This is a genomic window from Armatimonadota bacterium, from assembly GCA_022563855.1.
GTDB lineage: Bacteria > Armatimonadota > Fimbriimonadia > Fimbriimonadales > Fimbriimonadaceae > JADFMN01.
In genome coordinates, this window is the sequence record JADFMN010000005.1 from 65696 (window position 1) to 90185 (window position 24490).

17 protein-coding genes and 1 pseudogene are annotated in these 24490 nt (G+C 59.4%); 9 read left to right on the top strand and 9 right to left on the bottom strand.

Annotated elements, in window-relative coordinates; translation table 11 throughout:
- The first annotated feature begins 3 nt into the window (after window positions 1-3).
- Window positions 4-582, top strand: a complete 579-nt coding sequence (locus tag IH944_07915; GenBank protein MCH7904478.1) for a HEAT repeat domain-containing protein — start codon at window positions 4-6, stop codon at window positions 580-582.
- A gap of 47 nt (window positions 583-629) precedes the next feature.
- On the opposite strand, the gene IH944_07920 is transcribed toward IH944_07915, so the two are convergent.
- From IH944_07920 to IH944_07930, 3 genes and pseudogenes are all read right to left on the bottom strand, one after another.
- Window positions 630-1589: a M48 family metallopeptidase gene (locus IH944_07920; protein MCH7904479.1), complete on the bottom strand. Its 960-nt coding sequence runs from the start codon at window positions 1587-1589 to the stop codon at window positions 630-632.
- Between the two features lie 39 nt (window positions 1590-1628).
- Window positions 1629-2507, bottom strand: a complete 879-nt coding sequence (locus IH944_07925; protein ID MCH7904480.1) for a sensor domain-containing diguanylate cyclase — start codon at window positions 2505-2507, stop codon at window positions 1629-1631.
- Between the two features lie 323 nt (window positions 2508-2830).
- Window positions 2831-4054: pseudogene (locus IH944_07930) on the bottom strand (glycerate kinase).
- 304 nt (window positions 4055-4358) lie between these two features.
- On the opposite strand from IH944_07930, the gene IH944_07935 reads away from it, so the two are divergent.
- The 6 genes from IH944_07935 (at window position 4359) to IH944_07960 (ending at window position 11517) form a co-directional block, all read left to right on the top strand.
- Window positions 4359-6218, top strand: a complete 1860-nt coding sequence (locus tag IH944_07935; protein MCH7904481.1) for a hypothetical protein — start codon at window positions 4359-4361, stop codon at window positions 6216-6218.
- Between the two features lie 346 nt (window positions 6219-6564).
- A complete protein-coding gene (locus tag IH944_07940; protein ID MCH7904482.1) occupies window positions 6565-7092 on the top strand; it encodes a hypothetical protein in 528 nt (175 codons plus the stop codon).
- A gap of 204 nt (window positions 7093-7296) precedes the next feature.
- Window positions 7297-7611, top strand: a complete 315-nt coding sequence (locus IH944_07945; GenBank protein MCH7904483.1) for a hypothetical protein — start codon at window positions 7297-7299, stop codon at window positions 7609-7611.
- Between the two features lie 739 nt (window positions 7612-8350).
- Window positions 8351-10636, top strand: coding sequence for a nitrate reductase (locus IH944_07950; protein ID MCH7904484.1), 2286 nt, complete (start codon window positions 8351-8353; stop codon window positions 10634-10636).
- A 96-nt stretch (window positions 10637-10732) separates the two neighbouring features.
- Window positions 10733-11332: a NapC/NirT family cytochrome c gene (locus IH944_07955; GenBank protein ID MCH7904485.1), complete on the top strand. Its 600-nt coding sequence runs from the start codon at window positions 10733-10735 to the stop codon at window positions 11330-11332.
- The gene (locus IH944_07960) at window positions 11332-11517 is read left to right on the top strand and encodes a hypothetical protein (protein MCH7904486.1); all 186 of its coding nucleotides are present in this window, start codon (window positions 11332-11334) and stop codon (window positions 11515-11517) included. The genes IH944_07955 and IH944_07960 overlap by 1 nt, the downstream gene beginning before the upstream one ends.
- A 177-nt stretch (window positions 11518-11694) precedes the next feature.
- Here the strand turns inward: IH944_07960 and IH944_07965 are convergent, their stop codons facing one another.
- Window positions 11695-12783 (bottom strand): PD40 domain-containing protein, encoded by a 1089-nt coding sequence (locus IH944_07965; GenBank protein MCH7904487.1) that lies wholly within the window; start codon window positions 12781-12783, stop codon window positions 11695-11697.
- Between the two features lie 26 nt (window positions 12784-12809).
- Window positions 12810-14729, bottom strand: coding sequence for a methionine--tRNA ligase (gene metG, locus IH944_07970; protein ID MCH7904488.1), 1920 nt, complete (start codon window positions 14727-14729; stop codon window positions 12810-12812).
- A 51-nt stretch (window positions 14730-14780) separates the two neighbouring features.
- Here metG and IH944_07975 point away from each other — a divergent pair, with 51 nt between their 5' ends.
- Entirely contained in the window at window positions 14781-17540 is a 2760-nt protein-coding gene (locus tag IH944_07975; GenBank protein MCH7904489.1) for a tetratricopeptide repeat protein, read from the top strand.
- Here the strand turns inward: IH944_07975 and IH944_07980 are convergent.
- From IH944_07980 to IH944_07990, 3 genes are all read right to left on the bottom strand, one after another.
- Window positions 17530-17772 (bottom strand): hypothetical protein, encoded by a 243-nt coding sequence (locus IH944_07980; GenBank protein ID MCH7904490.1) that lies wholly within the window; start codon window positions 17770-17772, stop codon window positions 17530-17532. The genes IH944_07975 and IH944_07980 overlap by 11 nt on opposite strands.
- 115 nt (window positions 17773-17887) lie before the next feature.
- A complete protein-coding gene (locus IH944_07985; GenBank protein MCH7904491.1) occupies window positions 17888-18625 on the bottom strand; it encodes a PEP-CTERM sorting domain-containing protein in 738 nt (245 codons plus the stop codon).
- A 259-nt stretch (window positions 18626-18884) separates the two neighbouring features.
- The gene (locus IH944_07990; protein ID MCH7904492.1) at window positions 18885-19883 is read right to left on the bottom strand and encodes a hypothetical protein; all 999 of its coding nucleotides are present in this window, start codon (window positions 19881-19883) and stop codon (window positions 18885-18887) included.
- A gap of 255 nt (window positions 19884-20138) precedes the next feature.
- On the opposite strand from IH944_07990, the gene IH944_07995 reads away from it, so the two are divergent.
- Entirely contained in the window at window positions 20139-23408 is a 3270-nt protein-coding gene (locus IH944_07995) for a caspase family protein (protein ID MCH7904493.1), read from the top strand.
- Between the two features lie 114 nt (window positions 23409-23522).
- Here IH944_07995 and IH944_08000 read toward each other — a convergent pair whose 3' ends face one another.
- Window positions 23523-24476, bottom strand: a complete 954-nt coding sequence (locus tag IH944_08000; protein MCH7904494.1) for a caspase family protein — start codon at window positions 24474-24476, stop codon at window positions 23523-23525.
- Between the last annotated feature and the right edge of the window lie 14 nt (window positions 24477-24490).

A 24490-nucleotide genomic window follows, 5' to 3' on the forward strand; every position in this document is an offset into this window, starting at 1 on the left:
GTCATGAGAATGTTCGTCGGAGCAGTGCTTGCGTTATCGCTCACCGCGTGCGCGATGGCGCAAGAGGAAGCGACTATTGATCGCCTCGCCGAACAGGCAAGGGGAGCCGAAGGCAAGCAGCAGGTCGAGCTATTGAGCCAGCTCGCGTCGAAAGGCAAGCCAGCCCTTGCGTCGCTGCTCGCGCTCATGGCGGAAGATGAAAGGGCTCTGGCGAACGGCGCGATGCAGCACGCGATCAAGATCAAGGATTCGCGCGTGCTGCCTGCCCTCTTGCGAAGGCTCGAAGGTGCGAGTCCTGACGGAAAGTCTACGGTTCTTCTAGCGATCGGCAACCACCAGAATCCTAAAGCCCTAAAAAAACTGCTGCCGTATTTGAAGAGCCCGTCGCGTACGATCCGCGTCGCGGCTGCGTATGCGCTCGGCAGGATAGGGGATCCATCTGCGAACTCTGCGCTTGACGTCCTCGCCGCCGACCCAGACCACAGTGTCCGCTGGCAGGCGAAGAAGTCTCGCGAGTGGATCAAGTCGATGGTCGCGAAGTATCCTGACCGCCTCAAAGGCGAGAGCTGGTGGGACGACTAGAGCCGTCGTTTATAGTTCACGGCCAGGACGCCCGTGGCACTTGCCTCTTAGTCCGCTGATTCCTGTTGTGCGGCCGCTGCTTCCATAGCCTGCTGCCGCTCGTACGACAGACCGGCCATGCCCTTCAGTGCGATGACCCGTGCTTCGAGCGTCGGGTGGGTGCTGAACCAGCTGCGCCTCCGCTGGAGCGGCTTGAGCGGATTGATGATGTACATGTGCTCGGTCGCGCGAGTGGCGACTTTCAACTTCGTCTTGGGCTTTGAAAGTTTCGTCAGAGCGCTGACTAGACCGTCCGGGTTTCTAGTCAGTTCGACGGCGGTCGCGTCGGCCATGAACTCGCGCTTGCGACTGACCGCAAGTTTGAGCAGCATGGCGAACAGCGGAGCAAGGATCGCCAACGCGATGCCGATGATCATGAGGACGCCGCCGCCCGAGTCGCGGCTGCGACGTCCCCCGCCGTACCACATCGAACGAAGGAACATGTGCGAGATCAACGGCACCAAACCTGCGACGATCGCGAGCGTCGTCATCAGCTTGATGTCGTTGTTGCGGATGTGCGCGACCTCGTGCGCGACCACGCCCTGCAGCTCTTCGCGGTTGAGGATTTCGATCAGCCCCGTGGTGACGACGACGTAAGCCCGTTCTGGCCTGCGGCCTGTGGCGAAGGCGTTCGGCGATGGGTCGTCGATGATGTACACCTTCGGAGGAGGGATGCCCGCGGCGATCGCCATCTCCTCGGTGACGTTCTCGACCACTTGCAGTTCGAGCGCGGTGGCCGTTCGCGCCTTTGCCAGTTTCAGCACGATGTCAGAACCGGACGTCCAGGCGACGATCGCGACGATGAGACCGAGTACGGCAGCGCCCGCCATGCCGATCAGCCAGTTCTCGGGCGAGTAGTAAAGCAGTACTGCGCCGCCGAGGCCGGCAAGCACGACGATGACCAGAAAGCAGTAGAAGAGGCTCAGCCTCTTGTTCGCTTTGATCTGCTGGTCGAACGTGCGGCTCATCGATACAGATTATGACGGAGGTCGGCCGGCCCGGTCGGGTCAGACGCCGAGCTTGCGCTTGCGCGAGTACATCTCGGCGTCGGCGCGCTCGACGATCATCTCCGCTCCGTCCGAGCTGTGAGCCATTCCGATAGCGCACGACATCGCAGTTTTTCCGCCTAGGTGCTCGAAGTCGAATCGCAGTCCTTCATCGAGTCTAATCACCGCCTGCTCGCACGCTGGCTTCTCGGCGTTGCTGAAGATGATCGCGAACTCGTCGCCACCGATCCTGGCGACGAAGTCCGTGTCGCGAAGAAGGTATTCAAGTTTCTTGGCAAACGTCGTGAGCGCGACGTCGCCGACTTGATGTCCGTACTGGTCGTTGATCGGCTTGAAGTCGTTCAGGTCGAGCATCAGCAGACCAAACGGCTCGCGCGCCGCTGACGCAACGCTGTCTTGCAAGACGAGGTCGAAAGCGCGTCGGTTCGGAAGACCGGTGAGCGGATCTTCGCCTGCCAGGCGTGCCATCTTTTGGATCTCGCTGACGAGGCGCGACTGCATCGCACGGTTTGAGGTGACGTCCGTCACGACCTGCAACGCGCCCAGGAGCATGCCGCCCTCGTGCCGCAGCGCGCGGCTGGAGACGACGCCGACGCGGCTGATTCCGTCGATGGTCCTGAACTCCGTCTCGAACATCTCGTCGCGGATCATGTCCACGTCGTGCGCGAGGAAATCGGCGACGTTTCGTCCGACGATGTCCGTCGGCTTTCCTCCTAGCCACCGCGCCATGTGCCTGTTCACTTCGATGATCAGGCCCGTGGCATCCAGGCGCCAGACGCCCTGCCGCATCTGTTCGACCAGGAACTCGTACTCGGATACGATCGGCTGGACGTCAGGTTGTGCCTGAGTCTGAACGCGAAGAGTGTGACGGCCCTTCATGTACTAGATAATACGTTTGTCGGCTCCCTTCTGATTCGCGAGGCCCTACCGGGTTTTTGCTGACTGGAGGTTTGAGGGTTCGGAAGATCGAGAGTTTGGGGTTCGGGAGTTCGGGGGTTCGGGAGTTCGGGACTCAGGACTTGAGACTCGGGACTGACTCTCGACCCTCGACTCTCGACCCTGCCAATTGCCAACTGCAAACTGCAACGCTGACAAACCCTCCGGGCCTGACCGCGGCACACGCTCCATGGCTGCCCCGCACTGCCATCGGGGCAACCATGCCACACGATCTCCTCGTGCCGCACCGTCCCGTGCGGCCAGATTTATGTATTGATGACCACCAAGCGGAAGTCGTTCACGTTCGTCCTGGTCGGGCCGGTCTTGACGAGCAGGTCGCAGGCCTTGAAGAAGCTGTGCGTGTCGTTCTGCTCCAAGCATGACTGAAGATCGACGCCTGCGGCCTTTGCCAAGTCCGGAAGATCCGGATCGATGAACGCGCCCGCCGCGTCCGAGCTGCCGTCGATCCCGTCCGTGTCCGCAGCGATTGCGAACACTCCATCCTGCCCCTCAAGCTCCAGCGCCAGGGAAGCCAGATACTCGAGGTTGCGCCCTCCGCGGCCACCAGAGTGCCGGACCACTACGGTCGTTTCGCCGCCGGAGAGCAACGCGACTTTCGACCCCGATGTAATGAAATTCTTCGCGAGAAGCGCGTGCTCGCGGCCCAGCTCTCGCGCATCTGCCGCAAGGTTGTCTCCCAAACGCTGTACTTCGTAGCCCTGCTCCGTCAAGAAAGTCTCCGCCGCATCCATCGCGGTCTTCGACGATGCGACGATCTTTGCGATGTCCTGTGAAAAGCCGGCATCCCCCGGTTTGGGCGATTCGTTCACCGGATCAGAAAGCACGCCTAACAACTCATCAAGCGACGGGTATCCGTACCGCTCCAAGACCTCCACCGCCTCGCGCTGGGTCGTCGGGTCGGGGACTGTCGGCCCGGATGCGATGTCGCACAGGTTGTCGTCTGGCACGTCGGAGATGGCCAGAGTCACGACACGCGCCGGGTGCGCGACCTGCGCGAGCCGCCCGCCCTTGATCGCCGAAAGGTGCCGCCGAACGGTGTTGATCTCACGGATGTCCGCGCCGCTGCGCATCAGGAAGTCGGTCGCGCTCCGCTTCTGTTCCAAACTCACACCCGCCAAAGGGGCAACGCACAGCGCAGACCCGCCCCCCGAGGCCAAGAACCACAAAGTTTCATCGGAACGAACAGACCGAGCAAGCTCCAACATCCGACGACCAGCCTCGACGCCAGCTTCGTCTGGCAAGGGGTGCCCCGCCTCGACCACCTCGATCTCCCCTGCGCTCTCTCCCTCTCGCAATCCGTGCCCGTACCGCGTCACAACGAGACCGCGCAAAGCGGCCTGCGCTTGCTCGTTGAACGCCATCGCCATCGACGCAGCCGCCTTTCCGGCACCCAAGACCAGCGCATCGTCGGCTGGCAACTCGCGCAAATGAGGAGCCATGCAATCGCCCGGCGAAGCCGCGTCTACCGCGCATTGGAACGCATCTTTCAGCAACGGCACTTCTGGAACTCGGCTATTCACGAGAATCCAATTATCACATGCGACGAAATTCGGAGCGCGGACTCTCCAGTCCGCATCCCGGCCTGTGGACTCTTAGTCCACTGCGTTCGCACGGCTGCTAAAGAATGCTCGTGGCTTCCCTTGCTTCGTGGATACTGTATGCACGTCCCACGCCGAGCCCGGCAATCTTACCGGGGTTGCCCGTGCGAATCGGTCTTTCGACAGCTCTGCGGGGCGTGATTCGCGTTCGGGCTGATGTAGAATGGACAGCACAATGGTTATTGCCGCGCTTTTGAGTGTTCACCTCGCCGCCGGATTCGCAAACGGGGAGCAGGCCGCGCGCGGCCAAGGGCGTTTTCAGGGCGAGCCGCCCCGCCTTGAGACCTACGGCGACCCGTACATGAGCCCGCCGCTCTTTGCCACGTCCCCCGGAATGATGTTCACCATCAACGGCTTCATCAGCCAGCAGGTGAACGTGGACCAGTTCGGAAACAACATCTTGGGCGACGCGGCCAACGAGCCGTCCATCGGCATCAGTCCGGCGAATCCGGACGCCATCGTAATCGGCTGGCGGCAGTTCGACAACGTCGCTTCAAACTTCCGTCAGGCAGGTTGGGGCTACAGCCACAACGCCGGTGCGACCTGGACGTTCCCGGGCGTTTTGGATCCAGGCGTGTTTCACAGCGACCCAGTGCTGGATTCCGACACCGAAGGCAACATCTACTACAACAGCCTGTTCGTCGTCGGCAACGACTGGCACTGCGACACTTATATCTCCCCCGACGGGGGTGTGACCTGGACCGGCCCGCACTTCAGTTTCGGTGGAGACAAAGCTTGGTTCACGGTCGACAAGACGGGGAGCGTCGGACACGGCCGCTTGTATGCCGCTTGGAGCACCGCTGGCAACAACTTCTTTCCCAATCAGTTCTCGCGCTCGATCGACGGGGGATTCAACTGGATGGACCCGATGGAGATTCAGCCGCGTCGACAGGTGTGGGGGACGTTGACGGTAGACCCGGCCGGCGACCTTTACGTCTCCGGCCAGCGGAGTAGCACCATCTACGTTTCGAAGTCGACAGACGCAAAGTTCGGGGCGGCGACGCCGAGTTTCGATTTCACGGTCACCGTGCCCCTTGGGGGGTCTTTCGCGTCCCACGGCGGCCCCAACCCCGGCGGGCTGTTGGGCCAAGTGTGGGTAGCGGCCGACAACTCGAACGGCCCGACGAGCGGCAACGTTTACCTGCTCTCGTCTATCAATCCGCCTGGGGGCGACCCGCTGGACGTTTTCTTCGCTCGTAGCGAAGACGGAGGGCTGAGCTGGAGCGCGCCGGTTCGCGTCAACGACGATCCCGTCGGCACGAACGCATGGCAGTGGTTCGGCACGATGTCGGTGGCGCCGAACGGACGCATCGACGCCATCTGGAACGATACGCGCAACAGCGGACTGAGCAATATCTCCGAAACCTTCTACTCCTACTCTCTCGACGGCGGGCGAACGTGGTCGAAGAACGTAGCGATGACGCCTGCTTGGAACAGTCATATCGGATGGCCGAACCAGAACAAGATCGGCGACTATTACGACATGGTTTCGGACGACACCGGGTCCGGGTTGGCGTACTCCGCGACGTTCAACGGCGAGCAGGACGTCTACTACATGCGGATCGAGCCGGAGCCGCCGATCATGCCCGAGTCCTTTTGGCTGCTGCGCGGTCGGCTCCTGTCGGGCGGCCTGCCGGACCTGTTCGATAGCGACGACAACTCCATCGTCGTTCGGCCGTGGATTACGCTTTCGAATACTGAAGCGCCCGTGCAGATCATCCTTGATGGGACGGCCACGACCGATACGCCGGCCGAACTCGGCTTCCTGGTCGAGAGCCGTGTTTCGATTTCAAACCTCACCCAGAGAATCGAGCTGTTCAATCACGTTGCGGGAGCCTGGGAAGAGGTGGACTTTCGTGTCGCGGCGACCGACGACTCGATCGTTCACGTGCTGATCTCCGACAACCCGGGGCGTTTCATCACTCCGAATGCTCTGCAGATGATGGCGAAGATAAGTTTCAAGGCGGCGGGCCCGAATGTGAGCTTTCCGTGGACGGCGTCAATCGACCGGGCGAACTGGACGATCCAGCCGTGACGGAGCCGGGCTTTTGTTGTTCGAGAAGCAGGTGTTTGCTGGGGACGCGAACATAGTAACGTCACATCGGTTCCTGGGCCCGTCATCCTGAGCTCCGTCGAAGGACGACCGTTGCGCACGTGTGCCACGGTCATGCCCGAAGGGGCTGTCTGTGCGAATCCCTCCCCAGACCCGAGGGGTGATTGCGAGCTGCAGACTGTGGTGGTCGGGGGAGGTTAGGAGGGGGTCGTGTATTGCACCATGTGATGTAGCCGCACGCTTCAGCTTGCGCCGCGCGTCATAGGGTCCACGATTCCGGCGTATACTTACAATGATCGCCGGGAAAAGCTCACCGATGAATAGCCGTATGCAAAGACGAAGAAGGCTGAAGTACATCTGCATCGTCGTAGCAGTCGGGATCGCCGCGATCGCGACAATCGGACTGAACGACAGGCGGCCCCAAGAGGAGAAGCTGCTGCATAAAGCAATAATGATGGCTGCATTCAGTGAGGAGAGGAATGCAGTGTTCATCAAGTTTAGCGATGGGGAACCAAGCATCGTCGTGATTCCGCGAGAGAGTCGGCGTGCCCGTCGTCATGGATACATGACAACTGCCTCATCAAAGCCAGGGATAATTCATCGAATCCGAATCTCAAAGCCTGCGATGTCAGCTAAATTGAAGTCAGAGTTGTCGCAAAGAACTACGAGGCCCATAGAGTCAGCTATCGCAGCTCTTGAGCAGGGCTACGAAGTCAGGGTCTGGTCGTTTCGGGCCCCTTATGAGGTATTCATTAGTCTCGACGTTGTGCTTCCACCGGGAACGATGGTAATCCTCGGAGGTAGTGATATGATCGTTTTCGCTGGAAAGGAGTTCAGAGCCGTCGGCGGTCGCTAAGGTCACCGCACGAATCAGCATTCCCTCGCACCTCGCACCTCGCCGTTGCCCTCTCCGAAGCGATCTCATTGTAAAGGTATCATCAATCCTATAGCCCTCATGAAACGGTGCTGTCTTCTGTACTGCTTACTTGTGGCGTCCTTCCTTCTAGCATGTTCTCCGGACAATAACTCACTGTCCCCATTGGCCACGGAGGTTGTTTCTGTGCCGATCCTTAATATGGCAGGATTCGAATGGCATTCCGTCGGCGAAACGAATCGCTACGGCGAAGTGTGGGGATATGAGGGAGGCGCCTGCGACATACCGCTATCGATGGATGGCACAGTCGAGGAGCTTCAACGGACGCTGACTCCAGAGGACGGCTGGATTCTGGAGGAAGTAGACGAACGTCTCGTTACGCTTAGGAAACACCTGGGCGATGAAAACGTCCTCATCTACGTCTCTCCTGGTCGCACGGATACCGATTCTCAGACTATCAGTACTAACGTGACTGTTCAAAGTGGCGTTTGGAGAGAGTAGCATTCACCTTTAAGCGAGTCTCCGACCCCCGAACTTGGCCTAGGCCCTCGACCGCGCATCAAGAAAAGCCCGACACAGCACGTGGACCGCCCGTGCCGCCCTGCCTCGGGATGGGGCGGCACAGTCATTCCGTCCTTCACTGCCCGCGTCCCGAGGCTTCATCGCGGTCGAGTCGTGCAAAGCCTCAGGACGTAGCCAGTGGTAGGTGAAAGCAATCCCTTAGCCCGTCCTGAGGTATGAATGCTGGCGAGCGTCTTCTCCACCCAGGCGCTCTGCTCCTCGTTCAGTTCGGCGGAGTAGGTGTAGCGGGGCGGGTCTTGCGCGACCGGTGAGGCGGCGATCAGTGACAGGAGACAAAGCGAGACAATCATGGTCGGCTGTTAGGAGACTTGGCGTTGCTCGGGCGCCCGGGGGTTCGGCTCTTATAGGTCGTATTAGTCGTATATGCCCGATCTGATCTGAGGCACCCCGAACCTCGCCCCTCGACCCAGGAACAACGAACGGCGCGGCAGCCCGTGAGTCGACTGCAAACTGCCCACTGCCCACTGCCAACTGCCAACTGCCAACTGCCAACTAGTGAACGCTCGTGCCTTCCGGCGCTTCGTGCTCCGGCTCCGGGAAGATCGGTCGACAGCCGATGACGGCTCCCCAAATGGAACGGGCTATCGGCCGCAGAGGCATCGAAAGCGCAGGCTCGCATTTCAGTGTTGGAAGGTAGACTCAATCAGGTCGCATCGTGATGACAAGTGAGGACGATTCCCGAAGCGAGAACGGATGGACTCGTCGCGAGTTTGCTCAGATACTCGCTGGGCTGGGAGTAGCGACCGGGACCGCATTTGGCGGATGGGGAATCCTGGAACTCGTCCGGCCAAAAGGTAGAGCGACGTCCTGGCGAAAGTCCGTCTGCAGGTTTTGCGGAGTTGGCTGCGGCGTACGCCTTGGATTGAACAACGGTGCAATCACGGAGGTGCGCGGGGATGAGGAAGCGCACAACAAGGGTGTCATCTGCATAAAGGGCGCCATGCTCGGGGCGCTACCGAGCCTTACCGGCCGGGCTCTAAAGCCGAAGATTCGCAGAGCCGGGAAACTCGTGGAAGCGACCTGGGAGGAGGCGATGTCGCTCGTCGCAGATCGGTTTTCCGACAGCATACGGGAGTTCGGTCCAGACTCGGTCGCATTCTACGGTTCCGGTCAACTCTACACCGAGGAGACCTACACGGCGAACAAGCTGTTCAAGGCAGGGATCGGCACAAACAACGTTGACGGCAATCCGCGGCTTTGCATGGCGTCGGCGGCAGTCGGGTACGTTCAAACATTCGGAAAGGATGAGCCTCCAGGGGCGTTGGAGGACATTGACCACGCGCACTGCTTCTTTATCATCGGCGCTAATCCGTATGAGTGCCACCCGTCCATTTTCGAGCGCATTATGCAGCGCAAGCGCTCGCATCCGGACACAGTTCTCATATGTGTCGATCCACGGAGAACTTCTACCGCGGACCGATGTGATCTGCACCTGCCGCTGAATCCTGGAACAGACCTCTTGCTGCTGAACGCAATGATGCATGTTATCCTTGAGGATCGGCTGTACGACCGCGACTTCATTGATGAGCACGTTCGGTTTAGCGACGGAGAGGACACGGTTGACTTTCAAGCGCTCGAGAACTTTCTGCGGGACTACAGGCCTGAAGATATCAGTGCGCGAGTCGGCTTGTCGGCAGAGGTCATCAGGCGAACGGCCCACCTGTTCGCCCGATCGAAGGGAACGGTCTCGCTCTGGACGATGGGCATCAATCAGCGGGTTCAGGGAGTCCACCTGAATAACACGATCAATTCGCTCCACCTTGTTACAGGACAGATCTGCCGCCCGGGGGCGACTCCCTTATCGCTCACGGGGCAGGCGAATGCGTGCGGAGGCGTTAGAGATACCGGTGGTTTGGCGCACCTGCTGCCTGCCGGGAGGATCGTTGCAAACGAAAAGCACCGGCATGAGGTCGAAGAGTTGTGGGGAGTGCCCCGCGGAACGATCTCGCCGACGCCGGGCCTCGACGCTGTAAACCTCTTCCGGGCCATGGAGGACGGTCGGGTGCGCGCGACCCTCGTTATGTGCACCAATCCCGCCCAATCGCTCCCCGCTGCGGGCCGCTACAGAAAGGCGATGGAGCGGTGCTTCTTGGTCGTAGCGGAAGCGTTCGAGGACTCGGAGACAGCTCGCTTTGCCGACGTTCTTCTTCCGGCTGCTCTTTGGGTGGAAAAGGAGGGCGTGTTTGGGCAAACGGACCGTCGTTATCAGCTCGTGGAAAAAGTGCTCGATCCTCCGGGCGAAGCGCGGTCTGACCTGGAGATCCTGGTTGACTTAGCGATCCGGCTTCGTCACGGGGACCTGATCAAGGCAAGGACTCCGGAGTCCGTTTGGGACGAATGGCGGAAGTTCTCCGAGACGAGCGCGTACAACTTCAAGGGAATCACATATGATCGGTTGCAGAAGAATCGTGGCCTCCAGTGGCCTTGTCCGAACGAATCTCATCCGGGAACTGTGCGACGCTACTTGGGAGGCGATGATCCGCTGGTAAGCAGCGGAAAGAAGATCGAGTTCTACGGCCATCCCGACGGACGGGCGGTAGTTTACTTGCGGCGATATTTGGAATCTCCGGAGCAGGTCAGCGACGAGTTTCCGTTCATACTAACGACAGGGCGCGTTCTCGAGCAGTGGCATACGGCCACCATTACCGGCCGCATTCCCGAACTTCAGAACGCCGCCGGTCCTGCTCGCTTCGAGTTCAACGACCAGGATGCTCAACGTATGGATATTCAGGATGGCACTCGGCTCGAGGTCACGAGCCGGTACGGAACCGTGGCAGGGGCCGCCGTAGTGACCGGTCGCCCTCGAAAGGGAACTATTTTCGCCGCGTTCTATGACACCAAGCTGCTGGTGAACATCGCCGTGGCGGATAACTACGACGCCGTTTCCAAGCAGCCTGAGTACAAGATCACCGCAGTGTCAGTGCGGAAGATGGGAGGTCAATAGGCTATGGACTGGCTTCTCGATTTGCCCACGCTCGTGAAAGTCCTGGGAGTCACGATTTGCGTCATTGGAATCGCTCTGTGTTATAGGCTAATAAGAGTGAGACGTGATTCTCTCTCTCGCGACAAGATGGTGAACTTGCGCATAGCGAGGATTTCGGGGCTGACGTTCAACAAGATGTTGGCTTTCCTAACGCTCATTGTATTTTCTGGCTTGTCCGTGTCGATCGCCAACTATCACGTAGTCAGCGGAGTCAAGGAGGTGCGTTCTTGCAACTCGTGCCACGTAATGCGTCCAATGGTAAACGATATGTTTGACCCGTCGAGCCAAACGCTCGCCGCACGCCACTTCTCGAACAAGTGGATCCCACGGCAACAGTGCTATACGTGCCACACCGACTACGGACTCTCCGGGAATCTCAAGGCGAAGATGGACGGATACAGACACCTGGCTCGTTACACGACGGGCACATTCACAGAGCCGATCGCATCACCGTCTGCTTATAACAACGACAACTGCATGCAATGTCATTCCGGTACGCGAAAGTTCGAGGTGGTCTCCAACCACATTGCAATTCGCAAGCCGCTTTCGGATAGTTCGGTCAGTTGTCTCAACTGCCACGGAAGCGCGCATCCTACGCGCGCTCAGCGCACACCGGGGCATCCCGACTACAGCGACCTGATGAAACGGAGGGACTGATGGGGATAAGAGTTGAAGCGTGGGCGGCGATCATTGCCTTCACCACGACGGCCGCCTTCATCGTCTGGCCTAACCCGTACCTAATGGCGCTCTTCGTTTTTTTCGCCCAGCCTCTCTTTGCGATTGTAGCATTCCTTTACTTGCGTCGCGTGTTCAAAGAGTTGCGCGAGAAGGACGTCCTTTGACACCGTTAAAAGCGGGACCAAGCTCACCGCGATCTTGCGAAAGCTCCGCCCTTGCACGTCGCCTGGCGACTAATGAACGCTCGTGCCTTCCAAGGCTTCGTGCTCCGGCTCGATCAGGATCGACAGTTTCGACTGCCGCGATCCTTTTTTCTGATCGGTATCTCCACGATTGTCGCTTCAGTTACCGACCGAGATCCAAGAGGGGGCGCCAGCCGAGAGTCCGTGACTCGTTAGCTGTTTTACGTCCGAGCCGTCTGCATTCATGACGTAGATCTCAGACCCTCCTTCTGGCCCGCCCTGGGCGAAAAGAATCTTCTCTTTGTCTGGCGATAGCGACACCGCGAAGACGGAATTGTTGAACGTCGCAATGACCGTCGTCCTCTGAGTTGCGATGTCAAAGGAATTGATGCTGCCTCGCCCGTTCACGCTTGAGGACAGGAGGAGCTGCAGGCTCTCATCCGTCCAGTCTGCGAATCCATTGCTCTTTGCAGCAGTTGTCAATCTGGCTTTGTCAGCACCAAGCTGATCCGTAACGTACACTTCGTAACCCTCTTCCGAATTTCTGACGAACGCCATCTGCATTCCGTCTTTGGACACGATCGGCCCGGTATAGAAATAGTCCGTGTCATCGAGACGCCTCTTGTCCGTGCCGTCCGCGTTCATAGTCCAGGTCCAACCCTTCCCACCCTTTACGCTACTAAACCACATTCTCTTTGAATCCGGGAACCACCGAATCGCGTCATCAGGACCACGCCAATCGGTCAGCCTTTTCTGCTCCCCTCCTGTTGGCGCAACGACATAAATTTCTCGGTTGCCATCTCTGAAACTTACAAACGCGATGTTCTTTCCGTCTGGAGACCATGAGTGATTAGAGTCCCATGCAGGATTGTTTGTGAGATTGACTACGTCCGATCCGTCTGTGTTCATAACGAAGACATCGGCACTCCCGTCGCGTTTCGAAACAAACGCGATCTTTCCGCTGGCAGACGACCATCGAGGCATCGTGTCGTCGGCGGCGTTGTTTGTCAGGTTTCTCTGGTTCGCACCCGATTCATCCATCACATAGATCTCGTCATTGCCGTCAATCCAAGTTATGAATATGATGAGTTGCGTCGTGCTCACAGCGTCGTTTGCACGCACTTGACTCACCGATTCGACTGTGGATGCTCGCTTGCATCCACCCATAGTTGACGCAAGCGAAACGACTGCTACGACCAGCGCAACGACTCCCACCCAACGCTCCTTCTTGCCATGCTGCTCAATCATGGTGTCTTGTTCTACCGCGCGATGGTCTAGTGGACGCTCGTGCCCTCGGGCGCCTCGTGCTCTGGCTCTAGCAGGATCGCTGAGCCATCGGTGTCGTCGGCGGCGAGGATCATGCCTTGGCTCTCCAGCCCCATCATCTTGCGCGGCTTGAGGTTCGCGACCACTACGACCTGGCGTCCGATGAGGTCTTCGGCGGAGTACGTGCCTTTAATGCCCGCGATGATCTGGCGCATTTCGTCACCGATCTTGACCTGTATCTTCATGAGCTTCTTGCTCTCCTCGACCGGCTCGGCCTCGATGATCCGGGCGACCTGCAGCTTCACCTTCATGAAGTCAGCGAACTCGATCTCGTCGGGCTGTTCTATAGTCGTTGTCTCTTTCACTTTCTTTTCCTTCTTCTCTTTCGGAGCGTCTTCTTTCTTCTTTTCAAGACGAGGGAACATCGGCACGGGCTGCTCGAGTTTCGTCCCTTCTGGCAGTGATTCCTCCCGGCCGATCTCATCCCATGAAGTCAGCGGAGGCAAGCCGAGTTGCGCGGCGAACGCGTCCGCCGCAGATGGGATGAACGGACGGATCAAACCCTCCGACGCGCGCAGCAGCATCAGCATCGTCCGGATCACCTGCGCCAGCGCCGGGTCGCCGGATTTCGCAAGCGCCCACGGCGCTTTGTCGTCTACGTACTTGTTCAGGAACCGCGCCGCGTCGATCGACGCACCAATCGCATCCTGAATCCGGTGCGTCTCCATCGCCGTTTCGAACTTTTTCTTCGTATCGGATATAGCCGCGATCGCGTCTGCATCGCACGAACCGCCCGGCACGACGCCGCCGACAAACTTGTGCGCCATCGTCAGCGATCTGTTCAGAGCGTTGCCAAGATCGTTCGCCAAGTCCGCGTTGTAAAGACGGTCGATCTCCGTGTAAGTGAAGTTCGTGTCGTTGTCATAAGGCAGCGACTTCGCGAGCGCATAACGCACCGCATCAACAGCCAAACCGGAAGAACAACCCGCGTCCTCAAAATGAGAGATCAGCTCAGAAGACGACAGCACGTTCCCCTTCGACTTGCTCATCTTCGCTTCGTTGAACGTGAACCACCCGTGCGCGATCACGGTCTTCGGCAACGGCAGGTCCACCGCCATCAGCATCGCCGGCCACATCGTCGCGTGGAACCGCGTGTAGATCTCCTTCGCCATCCAGTGGACGTCCGCCGGCCACAGGTCCTCCCAGCCGTCCTCGGGCCAGCCGGTCGCGGCCAAGTAATTAATAACAGCGTCGAACCACACGTAAAGAACCCGTTTCTCGTCGCCCGGCACGGGGATGCCCCAACCGGGGTTCGAGCGAGAGATGCAGATGTCGCGTAGGCCGGATTTGACGAACGATAAGACCTCGTTGCGACGGCCCGGCGGCATCAGGAAGTTCGGGTCGCCCTCGATCTTCTCCAGCAGCCGGTCCTCGAAAGCCGAGAGCCGGAAGAACCAGTTCTCCTCTTTCACCCTGCGGACCTCGTTGCCGTCGGGGCTCTTGCCGTCGACCAGGTCCGACTCCTTCACGAACGTCTCGGCGCTGACGTCGTACCACCCCTCATAGTTGTCGAGGTAGACGTAGTCGTTCGCTTTTAGCCTGTTGAAGAACTCGGTGACAGCCTCCTTGTGCCGCTCGCTGGTCGTGCGGAAGAACGCGTCGTACTCGATGTTCAAACTGTCGAACGCCTCGATGAAGCTCTGGCTGATCCGGTCGACGAACGCCTGGGGGGTCTCACCGGCCTCCTCGGCCGCCTCCATCACCTTCAACCCGTTCTCGTCGGTCCCCGTGAGGAAGAAAACGTCCTCCCCGCGCATTCTGTGCCACCTCTTCGTGACGTCGCAGACGAGCGTAGTCAACGCATGCCCGACGTGGGGCACCGCGTTGACGTAATAGATCGGCGTGGTGACGTAGTACCGCTTGGCCATCCAGCCTGAGATGATACCGGGAAGGGACAGGAGTCATAATGCTACTTAGCTATGGGTGATATGCCCGCCGGCACCGTGACCTTCCTGTTCACGGACATAGAGGGCTCGACGCTGCTCTGGCAGGACCAGCCAGGGGCGATGGGGCGTGCGTTGGAGCGGCACGACATGATTTTGCGGTCCTGCATCGAGGACCGGGGGGGTTACGTCTTCACGACCGTCGGCGACGCGTTCTGCGCCGCGTTCCAGTCGGCGGGGGCCGCGGTCAACGCCGCCATTGCGGTCCAGCTCGCGCTGAAAGAAGAAGAGTGGCCGCAAGAAGCAGCGATCCGGGTAAGAGCTGCGCTGCACACGGCCGAGGCGATCTGTCGCGACGGCGACTACTTCGGCGTGGAGCTCAGCAGGGTGGGACGGTTGCTGTCTGCAGGCCACGGCGGCCAGATCCTCGTCTCCGGCGCGACGAAGGAGATGGTCCAAGACCACTTGCCCGCCGACACGGCCCTGCGCCCCATGGGCGCGCACCGCTTGAAAGACCTCGCGCGCCCCGCGGACGTCTTTCAGCTTGAGCACAAGGACCTCGAAGGCGAGTTTCCCCCGCTGGACACGCTCGACAACTTGCCGAACAACCTGCCGCACCAGCTCACTTCGTTCGTCGGAAGAGAGAGTGAGCTGGAGGAGATCCGCAGTCTGACAGAGAAGACTCGGTTGCTCACATTGACGGGCGTTGGCGGCACTGGCAAGACACGCCTAGCCTTACAGTTCGCCGCTGACCAGACCAAAGAGTTCAAGAACGGTGTGTGGTTCGTCGAGCTGGCGGCGATCAGCGATCCAAACCTCGTTGCAAACGAAGTCGCAACGGCATTGAGCATCAAGGAAGAGCCTGGAGAGAGCATGGCGGATACTCTTGTAGCGCGGCTGGCCGCCAAAGAGATGCTCATCGTGTTGGACAACTGCGAGCACCTGCTGGCAGCGTGTACAGACCTCTGTGCGCACCTGCTCAAGTCTTGCCAAGGCCTCCATATCCTCGCGACCAGCCGCGAAGCATTGAGTATCGGTGGCGAACTGACATACCACGTGCCATCGTTGCAGATCCCAGACCTCGACACAGCGGCTGAAGAGATGGAGAACTTCGAGTCCGTGCGCCTTTTTGTGGAACGCGCGCTTTTCGCCCAACCGAGTTTCATTATCAACGAGACCAATGCTCCGGCGGTCGCGGCAGTATGCTCGAGGCTCGATGGCATCCCTCTCGCTATCGAGCTGGCGGCCGCGAGAATGAGGTCGATGACGGCGCAGGACGTGGACGACAGGCTCGACCAGAAGTTCCGGCTGCTCACCGGCGGGGCGAAGTCCGCTCTCAAGAGGCACCAGACCTTGCAAGGGCTTATCGACTGGAGCTACGACTTGCTCGACGAAAGAGAAAAGGCGCTATTACAGAGGCTCTCTGTGTTCCGCGGAGGATGGGCGGCAGAGTCTGCGGAAATAGTGTGCTCCGACGACATCGTCGCCGAGTACGACGTGCTCGACCTGCTCTCCTCGCTCGTAGACAAGTCGCTCGTGCTCAGCGAGGATACGGGCGGTCACGCACGCTACTGGATGCTCGAGACCGTGCGCGACTACGCAGCAGAAAAACTTGCGCAGGAAGACATTCCGGTGAGCTGGCGCGACAGGCACCTTGATCACTTTATGCTCATGGCCGAGGAGGGCGAACCGGAGCTAACAAGCAAGGGCCAACAGGAGTGGTGCGACCGATTTGACGAGGAGCACGACAATTTGCGCGCTGCGCTCGATTGGTCCTTGATCGACCCACAGCGAGCCGAGTCGGGACTCCGCACGGCAAGCGCGTTATCGTGGTTTTGGCTGATCCGAGGGTACTCGGCCGAAGGCTTGGCACGGTTTCAAGCCGCCCTCTCGTCTAACCCGGGAGACCACGGCATCAAGGCAAAGGCACTCTACAGTGCGGGAAACCTGGCGTACAGACAGTCAGATTTCGCCAAAGCTGTCGAGCTGTTCGAACAGGCGCTAGTTCTGTACCGGAAACTAGGAGACAAGAGCGGAGAGGCGAGCGCACTCTCCGGCCTTGGAAGCGTCGCACTATACCGCATGGAATTTGATGACGCAAGGAGGCTGTCCGGACAGAGCCTTGCACTGTTCAGGGAACTGGGGCACAAACTAGGCACGGCCGAGGTTCTTCGAATCCTGGGATCGGTTGCGACCCATGTCGGAGACTCAGATAAGGCCCGAGCCAGTATGGAGGAGAGCCTCGCAATCCACAGAGAGTTCGGTCACCAGACTGGAGTTGCACTCATACTGGGAAACCTTGGTGTAGAGGCCTATAGCGCGGGGAACTTGGAAGCGGCTCGAGCCTATTACGAGGAGAGCCTCGAGCTCTCAAGAAAGCTAAGGTCTCGGACCGGTACGGCGACCTCGGTCTCAAACCTTGGCAACGTCGCCTGTGGGCAAGGGGAGTTCAGTGATGCACGGAGTTACTTGTCCGAGGGCATTGAGATATGCATGGACATAGGAGACAAGAGGATCGCGGCGTATGCACTGGAGTATTCCGTGCTCTTACTTGCCTCAGAGAAGAAATATGGCGACGCTGCGCGGCTCGTGGGCGCGTGTGAAGCGCTGCGCAAGCAGATCGAGGCACCGCTAGCTCCTCACGAGCGCGCGGACCTCGAGAACCACATAGCCGAGGCGCGCGAGGCGTTCGGCGACGACGACGCGTTCGACGCGTGGGTGAAAGAGGGGCGGGAGATGTCTCTGGATGACGCGGTCGAGCTGGCAGTTTCGGAGTCGGACGCTCCTATAGAGTAGCTGTCGAAGCGACGTCGTTCCCCACGACACCCTCCGGCATAGCAGCCACGAACAGCCGCATCGCGCAGTGCATCATCTCGACGTCTTTGACGTCGTACGTGTGGGGCCAGATGAGCATCGGGTGCTGGCCGCGTACCTGCCACCGGGACGTCATGCCGCCCAGCAAGAAATCCCTCATCCGTGAGTCCAGGAGCTCGCGCGCGACTGCCTCGTTCCGGCGCTCAAATGGCACCACGAGTCGAACACCACCGAACCACTCCGAGCCACCCCGAACAAATCCGAGACAAATGAAGACGGGCCGAGCGGTGGATGGCTCGGCCCGGATGGAAACACAACCCCGAAAAGAATCAGGCCTTCTTCCGTCGCCGGAGAAGCGCGAGCGCGCCGAGGGCGAGGACGGTCAGCGTCGCGGGCTCAGGCACTAGGTTGGCCGTAATCTCCAAGTTTGGATCACCTGGATCGAAGTTGTTGTCAACGCCCGAGTAGGTGATGTCGTCGGCCGAGATCGTAGCAGCGACGATGATCTGGAAGTCGGTGCCCGAGTTGATCGCGCTGACCATAGCCCCCGCGATCCCGCCACCGAGGTCCAAGTTGAACATGTCGATCTCGCCTCCGGCGCGTCCTGCCATCTCCGTGATCTGGAAGACGCCCATCGAAACCGGGGCGTTCGTGTACTGGGTGCCGTCGATGCCGTTGGTGAAGGCCGAGTTGTACGCCAGGTTTGCAAAGCCGCCGCCCAGGACGGACTCAGTGTCCGGCGTGAAGAAGAACTCCACACTCGATCCGTCGGAGAAGCTGCGGTCGTTGACCGTGAGGGTCAGCTTAGCGCTCACAATGCTGGCTACATTCAGACCAAAGTCGCCCGACGTAAAGTTCCAGGTCGTGATCCCGTACTCGGCGAAGTTGTCGTCGTTCCCGGAGCCGTAGTAGTCGATCGAGCCAAACGATGGTCCACTGATGTGGACGGCGGTCGTTATAATCCCGTCCTTGTCGACGGTGACTTGTGCAAGAGCCGTCTGCGGCGCAAGGCCGACCATGGCCAATGCCGTACCCGCTCCAATACCAAATAACTTAGAAAGCCTCATGATAGCAATCACTCCTAGCACCATTCTTCACGAACGGCCCGTCGAAAGTCTCCATACTGGCAAAAATATGGGGAGACCCAGCAAAATTACCGTGGTATCGCGAATACGGTTTAAGGGATCAAATGCCAGCACGACCCGTCGATGCGCCGACCTGAGACCGCTCCCCGTTCGTCCAAGTTCGAACGGTGGTCGCTGAACCGCTGAACGACCGGGCCGCGCTCCAGACAAGGCACGTGGAACCCGGGTCTCCCGCTGCGCGTCACACTTCGGTCGTTCGTCCAGCGACCAGGGGCTCGCTTCCTTCGCCCTGTAGTTGCGCTGGAACATCACGAACCGGGACTTGGAATTGCAAGGGCGGGCCGGGTTGGATATCCTTGGCCACGTCGGCCAGCGCCCGGTCGAAGTGTAAGTAGGTCGCTCTGTTTGCCCTTCCACGACCGATGTCGCGCTTCCACTTCGTCCCCATCGCCGGATTGCAGTTGATTTCCCAAACCTGCACTCGCCCACGATAGAACGAATAGTCGACGCGCGCCCAGTCGTGGCCGGCGACCTCAAAGGCCTGCTCTAGCTCCTGACGGTGGGGAAAGTCGCGTACGTATGGCAGTTCATCCTTGCCAACGGCTCTTCTCCTTGATGATCTTCTCTTGAGCATCCAATGCTGCCCTGCCATCAAGTGCTTCCCGAAGACGTGAGGCCCAACCTTCTGCGCGCCGTACTTGCGGAAAAGCCGATCGCCGTCGCGGTAGTCGATGTACTCGGAGACGAGGTAATCGTCTTTGTGGTTTTCTGCGGTTAGCAATTCTGCAATTGCGTCATCCAATTCTGCCTGTGTGTGCACGATCGGTGAGAGGTTGGCGCGATGCAGGTTCTCGTCTCGGACAAACGCTGGGAAGCGCACGGGCGCAGGCAGGTCCCTCACGCGGTGGACGTTGAAGTCGTTGATCCCGAGTTCGTGTAGCTTTCGCAGGAGTGCGTAACGACCTAACACTCGCGATGGGTTATTGAGGACGGCGAATGCGCTCGGATCGCTCTTGAGTTTTTCGTACAGCCACTGAGCCTTGTCGAGTTGCGGACGGCTCATGCAATCCGTGTTCGTGATGAGGTAAATGCCTCGCGGCCACTCACTCTCTGACGCTGCGGCGTCGATCGTCAGCACTCGGACTCGACTCCATACCTCGCGAGAGTAGCGGGCAGGGTAATCCACAAGCGCGCCCACTCCGCGCTGAGTCGTTATATGAATGATCGGGCACCGGTCCATGCTCGTGGTTTTTCTGTTTCGGGCGCCATCCGGTTGACTTCCGACCTGAACGCATCAGGCCAGAACCTGTCGGCAACTTCCAGATGAGTCCCTGGAACGACGCAACGGTCGATCATTGTATCAGATCGCTACGAGCGGGCAATCTCGAACTCGCCGACGGATGAGCGTCTAGCAGTTGCTGGCCGCATCTAACTGGTATCTTCAAATCCACGGATGGTCGCCGTCTCCGTTCTTGGCCGTGGTTACCGAGCGCTTGTGAAGACAGGTTTGGTCCTGTCGCTGTTCGCGCTGTTTGCGTCGGCAGCGCTCAGTCAAGTCGGAAGCCAGCAGCCAGCAAGGTCTAAGAAACGGGCGATCGTTATCGGCGTCGAGTCGTACAAGCTGCTTCCGAACCTCTCGTTCTCGATCGACGACGCGAGGGCGTTCAGCGATCTGTTGGTCGAGCACATGGGCTTCGACCGCCAGGACATCGTGCTGCTGACGGACGGTCGCGACCAAAGCACGAGGCCGACCCGAGAGAACGTTTTCGGCGCGATCGATTCGCTGGCGAGCAACCCGACCGCCGTTCCCAGCGACCTGTTCGTCCTGTACTTCTCCGGTCACGGCGTGGCCCGCGATGGACAGGACTACCTGTTGCCTTCGGACGTCGGATCGAGCGAAGCTAAAGAGAAGGGAGTCTCGCTTCAGTCCGTCGTCGCCAGGCTTGCACAGCTCGATATCACAAACGTGCTCATCGTGGCCGACGCCTGCCGCACGGGCGAGTCGGGCGAGTTCGGACTGAGCATCCGTGAGCTTTGCTCCGAGCTGAACATCGGCCTGCTGCTGAGCTGCAAGCCGGGGGCGCGCGCGTACGAATCGTCGCTTTTGGGGCACGGGATTTTCACCAAGGCGATCATCGAGACGTTCGACCAAAAGAGTGATTACGTGGACGAGACGGGGAGCCTTTGGCTTTCTGATCTCGCGGCCGGAATTGAGGAGAACGCGGCTAAACTTGCCGCGACGTACCTTCCGAGCAGGGAGCAAGTGCCCCAGAGCTATCTAGACGATGTGTTCGATCTCTTGATAGACTTCAACGTCTCGGCTTTGGACGACAGCGAGATGGACGGGCGCATCGACGATCTGCCTGCCGCACAGGCTGCGGCCGTTGCTCTCGAGATCGGCTTGCGCATCTATCCAAACGACAGGGAGGCCGCCTACAAGTGGTTCCGCACCGGATACATGCGGGAGCCGGATAACCCCAGGGCCGCACTGATGTTTGCCAGAAGCGCCCTGGACTTCGAGTTGGACTCAACTTCCCGCAGGGTCGCGAACAGGTTCCGTAATTCGGAGCGACACGACATCTACACGCTGACGCACAAGCTGACGGCCGGGGCCGAGGGCGACCAGTCACAGTTGCTCGGAGGATTCTTTGCGGCCATGGGTTCTTTTCCGGCAATCAGCAGTGACCATGAGGCGATGCTGGCCGTGCACGTCGCAATGAGTCTGGTCGACACTGTGCTAGTAGATGAATCGGAGTTGATCGCGCTCGAGTCTGCCTTTCAGAAGCTACAAGAGTCTCACAACTGGATTCGAATTTATTGGGACTTGGCGTTTATTGAGGCGAGGGTAGGTCGTGTTGACTTCGCCACTGCAGAGCCGTTGCTCAGCAAACTGTACGGGTTGACTAGCACAGCGCTTGTTCGGACAGAGGCCGTCCTGCACGTTGGGATCCAGCTCATGAGGCGGCGCGATTGGACGAGCTTCGGTGAGCTGATCGAGTCTGACTACTCCCGTGCGCTGCCCGAGTCACACCTCCTCCTCTGGAAGCTCATACACAAGCAGGGCGTCGTCCAGGCCGCCGACTACCTAGACGTTGAAGAGTGGGCAGGGAACGCGCTTATTCCGATGCTCCCAGAACGCCTCACGGCCATCGCCGTCAGCAAGATCCTCAAGAACTTTCGCGTCTGCACGGAGGAGTTCCTGAGCGAGGTCGAGTCACGTTTCTCCCCGCAGGATCCTACTCTCTTCGAAAGGCTCGTACTAACGAACCTCGCGTTGACAAAGACGATCAATGCCCTTTGGAGCGGCGCTTCGACAGACGACGCCGAATGGCAGCGGATCAGATCGACGATCGACGAAGAACTTCTGGACTTGGAGAAGATCGAAGTCGCGGCTCATTCGTTCAGGGTCATGAGAGACGTGGACGCTATGGTCTTGCTTCTCTTCAACGCGCGTGGCGAGGCGTTCGCCGAACGGGCAGGGTTTGCGAACTACCTGGAGTTTGCGCGCGGACCCGGCGCTCATTACTGGCAGAAGGTTGCCGAGATGTGGTCGCCTTTGCTCGGTATGCTCAGCCGATCCGTTGGCGATTGGCAAGACTACATGTCTTCTAGCGTTCGAACGGGGAACACCGCGATCGCCCTTGCCGCTGCGATGCGCTTCAACGGTGCGAGGGCGATCGAGGGCATTTTCACTACTGGCGTTCCGCACCGCGGTTCGTCTGTCGAGGACACGTTCTGGAAGCTAGTCATAACTTCGGAAGAGAACTGGCGTGAGCTTTTGGGCGAGCTTCCCGGCTGTAAGATGCCGCTGGCGCTCTCGGCGTATCACCGGTCTGGACTGGTGCCGATGTGGGTCAACGACTGGCAGTTTCTTTACAAGGTCGACGTGGATTCAACCGGTACCTTTGTGTTCACCGAGTTCGATTCATACAGCTTGCACTTCGACCCGGCTTTGCGCGGTTGGATGGAGGTGCTGTTCACGCTGGGCGCGTTTCTCGTCAACTACGACAGGGAGCAGTTGGACGCGGTCGCGCAGGGCACGGACCCGCTCTTCTCCCGGTACCGATCCGTCCTCGAAAAGGCGGTAGTGGAAGAGCACGGCATCTTCGACCCTGTCGGCCTCTTGGTCCTGGGCTACGCGATCGGAGAATCTGGCTCGGCGGACATGGCGGCCATCGTCGAGGCGCTCGACACCTTGCCGTACACGCAGAGTTCGTACCTGTACCCGAGCGCGCTAGAGTATTGGCTCCGGCAAGAGGGCGTCATCGAGTCCACACCGGCTGCGAAGCTCTTGGACTACCACCTTCTGAGCAACTCCATGGCGTCCATCGGCCCGTTCGGAGAGTACACGGTCTTCGCCCGCGGTCTTGCCGGATTCGCTGGCGAATGGTCTGAAGAGGTCGAGGTCGAAGGTCTTTCCGGCGAGGGGTTCGCGACCGGGACGCTGGAGTGGTCCTGCGACGCAGAGGGCGAACTGAATGGGACTCTGCTTTTGGCGGACAAACGGTGGATGCTGTACGGCACCCTCAATGAGGTCGGGACTGTTCAAGGATTCTTGATTTCGGAATCACCGGAGGATCGAGAGAAGTACGGCACTCTGACCGCGTTCTTCAGGATGCCGCCCAACGACGAGGCCGCGCCGGACAAGATCAGGGGCCTTCCGGTCGTCATCAACTTCGTCTCCAACCAGGGAGTAGGGAAGATCACCGCGAAGAGGCTGATGGACGAGATCAGACGGTCGGGCGCAGGATCAGTGCCCAGGTGAGAGCCTAAAGCCCAGGCACGGCCGAAACGCAAGCTGTACCGGCCACCATCGCGGCGGGCCCGGCCCCGACGATCAGCAGCGCGAGCAGAGCTGCAACATCCGTCAGCCCACAGTCTAGCCGCCGAGCAGCGGCTTAGTCGGTCTTGCGGAGTCGCTCGCCTCGAACTTAGGCACTTGATCAAAGTCCGCGTCTTTGAGCGCATACTTCACCGTCTCAATCGCTTCTTCGATGCTGAGGGACGGATCATCCATCAAGATAATGACGAAGACGAATGTGAAGATGCCCTGCGCCGGCGGATCGTCGTCCACGAACTGCACGTCGCTCGTCGTCTGGTCCTCTTGACCGGCCATCACGAAGACGAACGAGCCTTTCTCGATAGAGCGAGGTTTCCTGACCGCGTTCAACAGCGCCGACTCTTCGCGGGCGGTGAACATTCCGTGAGACTTGGCCTTCCGCAGGCGCTCGCCGTCCGTCCAGCGGTCGCGAGTGCTGCGCCACTTCTTGCCGAGCAGCTTGCCATCCCCGCCGCCTCTGCTGATTCCGCCGCTATAGCAGCTATCCATCACGAAAACGGTGTTACGGCCTGTGTCCACGAACAGTTTGTTCAAATCGTTGATGAAGTCGTCCGTGACCAGCGTATCGTACAGAACCAGCACTTCCTCCAGACCGTCCTCTTCCTCCGGTTGGTCGTCTACCGCATACTGTGCGCCGTGCCCGGAGAACGAAATGAACACGGTGTCACCGGGTCGGGCTGTTTCGAGCAGCCATCGCAACGCTTCGATGAACTTCTCCTCGTTTGCATCTTTGTCAAGGAGCATCCGGATGTTCTCTTCCGGAACGCCGTACTTTTCCATCAGCAGCTTTTTGTATAGCTTCGCATCGTTGACACAGCCAAAGAGATCATCCGATATCGGGTCGCCGTTCTCGTCGAGGTACGGGTCGCCATTCTCATCGACGACATCGGGGTAATCACTGATGCCGATGTTGAGGGCGTAGGTGTCTGCCAGAGAAAAAGTGGCGAAGATAACCGCAGACACTGCGGCACAAAGTTTCAAAATCGTTTTCATAAGCATTCTTCTTT